We start from the raw sequence: 3,246 nt of genomic DNA, 5'->3' as shown, positions 1-3,246 counted from the left end.
TAATTTTTTGGTTTCTAAACCTTTTGCAACATATAAAGGAGTGTAATTCCATCTATTAGTAGCATTAACATCATCTATATTTTTTAGTAAAATTTCTACAACTGCTGTATGCCCACCTCGAGCAGCCTGATGTAAAGGAGTCAATCCATTTTCATCTTTTGCATTAACATTAGCCCCTTCTTTAATCAATGTATTCATTAGTGTTGAATCATTGTCTTGAATTGCTTCAAATAATTGTTTATTAATTTCACGCATAAAATTTACCTATATTAATTATATTATATACTATACTAGTAAATATCTCAAGTATTTTTTTAAAATTTTAATTAAATTTCTGTAAAAGAGTTGGATATTCAGCGTAAACTGAATGTTTTTGAATTAAATTCTTGAAATTTTTACTTGATTTTCTTTATTATAATGGTAACGGCGAAACTGCGGAAGCAATATTTTCTACCCCATACACTCTTCTTAAGAAAAAATAAATATTTGTGTTTTTAAGAGAAAAAACCTTCTTCCCCATCATAAAAATATAATTTCTCCATTTTTACAACATCGAAGTTATTCTCTTCAAGTTCAACAAGTATATCATTTATATCGCTGCTGCTAATATCTTCTTTTTCATTTATTTGCATGAACCTGCAAGTTATTTGATCACTCGAGTATATTGAATTTCCAGGCCAGACTAACAGTCCCTTTGCATAGATTGATATAACTTGGATTTTAGATAATTTAAATAAATTAACTAATTGATCAACATTGCTTTCATTATCCCATGCAATAGTTATATCACTACCTACAAGATTTTTAACTTTATAATCTATCACGCAACCAGTTTGAATGTTATTAGTTATTTTATCATACGTAACATTATCGACTACAAGCTCAGAGAGTATTTCTGGTTTTTTACCTAAATTACCCATTACTGCTTCCGCAAATTCAGAAGTTGTAACTTTTACTTTACTTGTTTTTTTATTGTACAAATCAGCAGTATGTAAACCATCTTCTAGAGTTTTAAGCCATGCATCATAAACGATCTTTGCAGTATTTGTTTGACCTATATGCATTAACATCTGAATTGCAGCATTTAAAAGACCAGAAGGATTAGCAATATTTTTTTCTGCAATATCAGGAGCAGAACCATGAACAGCCTCAAACATTGCATATTCATTACCAATATTACTACTTCCTGCAAGCCCAATAGACCCAGAAATTTGGGCTACTATGTCTGATAGTATATCACCATATAAATTTTCCGTGACTATAACATCAAAATTCTTTGGATCTGATGCAACCTTTGCCATGCCGATATCAACTATGTAATGTTCTGATTCTATATCATGGTAATTTTTTGCAATAGCATTAAATGCTCTATGAAAAGTACCATCAGTCATTTTCATAATGTTATCTTTAGTCAGGCAAGTTACTTTGTTTCTACTATGTTTTTTTGCATATTCAAAAGCATATCTGCATATTTTTTCTGAACCAGATTTCGTTATAATTTTTGTACATTGATAAGAATCACTCGTTAGTCTGTATTCTATACCAGTATATACATCTTCTTCATTTTCACGCACTATAACAATATTAAATTTACCAAATTTATTACCTATAATAGGAAAATATGATGTGCAAGGTCTCACATTTGCATATAGTCCAAATTTTTTTCTTAGTAGTACATTAAGACTCTTATGACCTTTACCTTGTGGGGTAGTAGTAGGCGATTTAAGCAGTATCTTTGTTCTTTCAATAGATTCTAAGCCGCTTGGAGCAATTCCGTGAAGCCACTCTTTATTGTAAACACGTTCACCTATTTCAATAACCTCTATTGAGATTTTTGCACTTGCTTCACTAAGTATAGATAAAACTGCCTCCATTATTTCTGATCCTATTCCGTCGCCATATGCAACTGTTATTGGTATAGACATAACTTCTTATTATAAATATTTTAATCCTACCTAAAAGAGTACAAGCAGTCAATTTTACAGTTACTTAAAATTGACTGCTTGTTTAGTCTCTAGTAAAGTAATCCTATAAGAATTTACTTTAACTTTAAGATTTTATATAGCATGTTGCATATTTCCTCCTTGTCGCATTGCGGATTCTAAAGCTGCTGCTTCTAATTGTGTTTTTGGATTTAAAGTAGAATCTTTCCATGGTAGAGGAATTGCATTTTCTGAAATAGCATTTTTCCAGTTCGTAGGTATTATATCTTTTTTAATATCTAGCTCTTTCTGTTTCAGTTCATTTGTTGTATATAAGTTCTTTTTGTTTGCTTTAATCCAGCTTTGATATACTGTACTTTGACTTTCATCTATATTTATGCTATTGTGAGATGCATCGCAACTACTTATATTATGAGTATTAAGCTTTGATGATAACGAATTTGATGTAGCATTACAAAACATACATCCAATAAGATTTCTTGGAGTTAGGTATTGTTTTTTAGATAATTTATTTTTAACTTCATCAATAATACTTACTAATATTTCATTTTTGGGGTTATTAATAGCAATAATAGAAGACGGTCCATCACCAAAAAGTATACCAAATGGCATAGTAGCTTCACCAACTTGCTTACCATCTTTTGTCGGAAGCTTATCCATATCTAAGTATATAGCTTCATTTCCTTCAGTTATTTCTTTAACTTGTGTTAACATTAAGTGCCGCATCAACTCTATCTCTATATCAAAGCATATTCTTTTAAGAACATCTTGCATCCTTTCAAAATTATGACTATACATATCCATATAGTAATCAGAAACTTTAATTTCACGTTCACCTATTGGAATTGTAAAATCATGTCGTTTAAGATTTAATGTATTAAAATCTATAACAGTGATTTTGTTTTTTGCTAACTCTTGAGTTAAATTTTTTAATTGCTTTCGAGTGAAACCACTGCTATTTACAACTAAATAAATATTTCTCTCCAGTTCTCTTTCTCTCCAATTAAATATTCTTTCTTGGTATAGCTTAGGAAATGTCAGACCAAATTTTCTTTGTATCCATTGAAAAAGTAATTTGATAATTTGTTTTCATTCATAAATTTTTCTTTTATTAAATAATATAGTTATATTACATATAATTTAATAATTAAGTCAAGAAATTTACTATTTAGAACCGTACTTTAGATACTCCTTGATGCAAATTACAAAAAAAATGAGGGAAATATGGTGAGCTCTAAGATAATAGACCTCTTTTTCAGAAGATCTTAGCGACATTAAAGTATTCTTCATACCTTTTTTTACT

Annotated in this window: 3 protein-coding genes; all 3 read right to left on the bottom strand. The window is 29.3% G+C overall.

The genetic code is table 11. The features are described from left to right. A partial coding sequence (locus V6U76_RS04950) for an ankyrin repeat domain-containing protein (protein ID WP_333024017.1) occupies positions 1-255 on the bottom strand: 255 nt, incomplete at its 3' end. Between the two features lie 239 nt (positions 256-494). After that, positions 495-1,925: an isocitrate dehydrogenase gene (gene icd, locus V6U76_RS04945; RefSeq protein ID WP_333024015.1), complete on the bottom strand. Its 1,431-nt coding sequence runs from the start codon at positions 1,923-1,925 to the stop codon at positions 495-497. A 132-nt stretch (positions 1,926-2,057) separates the two neighbouring features. Beyond that, positions 2,058-2,747, bottom strand: a complete 690-nt coding sequence (locus V6U76_RS04940; protein WP_333024013.1) for a hypothetical protein — start codon at positions 2,745-2,747, stop codon at positions 2,058-2,060. Between the last annotated feature and the right edge of the window lie 499 nt (positions 2,748-3,246).

Origin of the sequence: Wolbachia endosymbiont of Pentidionis agamae, assembly GCF_036711655.1 — a bacterium.
Lineage (GTDB): Bacteria > Pseudomonadota > Alphaproteobacteria > Rickettsiales > Anaplasmataceae > JAZHPY01.
Note: the sequence above shows the minus strand (reverse complement) of the source record. Positions and strands in the feature narration are given on the sequence as shown.

What these genes read in the sequence shown, in the direction of transcription:
- icd (WP_333024015.1), bottom strand. Translation starts at nt 1,925, where the DNA reads ATGTCTATACCAATAACAGTTGCATATGGCGACGGAATAGGATCAGAA.
- V6U76_RS04940 (WP_333024013.1), bottom strand. Translation starts at nt 2,747, where the DNA reads ATGGATATGTATAGTCATAATTTTGAAAGGATGCAAGATGTTCTTAAA.